Source organism: Komagataeibacter rhaeticus (assembly GCF_003207855.1).
GTDB lineage: Bacteria > Pseudomonadota > Alphaproteobacteria > Acetobacterales > Acetobacteraceae > Komagataeibacter > Komagataeibacter rhaeticus.
On record NZ_NKTZ01000064.1, the window covers coordinates 1 to 564 of the forward strand.

1 protein-coding gene is annotated in these 564 nt (G+C 57.6%); it reads right to left on the reverse strand.

All coding sequences use genetic code 11. The features are described from left to right. Positions 1 to 28: 28 nt before the first annotated feature. A partial coding sequence (locus CFR78_RS15965) for an IS3 family transposase (protein WP_110581369.1) occupies positions 29 to 564 on the reverse strand: 536 nt, incomplete at its 5' end.

Below are 564 nucleotides of genomic sequence, written 5' to 3' on the forward strand. Positions count from 1 at the left end.
GGGCTTGATAAGCTATACCCGGTTGTTGTTATGCCGCCCTTCTGACGGCGTTGCTGTTGGCCATCTGGTCCGGGGTTAACCCCGGACCAGATGGCGTCGGCACGTCATGATACGCCTCATCGGGCGTTCGTCCAGCCAGCGCCGTATGCGGACGCCTTTCGTTATAATGGGCGATCCATCTGCCAAGCCCGGCCCTCAGCTCTGATCCGGTCTCGAACGCGTACAGGTAGACGCATTCGTATTTCAGCGACCGCCACAGACGCTCGATGAACACGTTGTCCAGCCAGCGACCGCGCCCATCCATGCTGATGCGGATCTGACGCTCTTCCAGTATCCCGCTGAAACGGGGTGTCGTAAATTGCGACCCCTGGTCAGTATTGAAAATGTCCGGGGCGCCATAGCGCATGAGGGCATCCTGTAGCGCCTCGATACAGAACTCCACGTCCATCGTGTTCGACAGACGCCAGGACAGGACCTTGCGCGTGAACCAGTCCATGATCGCCACGAGATAGAGAAATCCCCGTTTCATGGGAATATATGTGATATCGGAACACCAGACCTGGT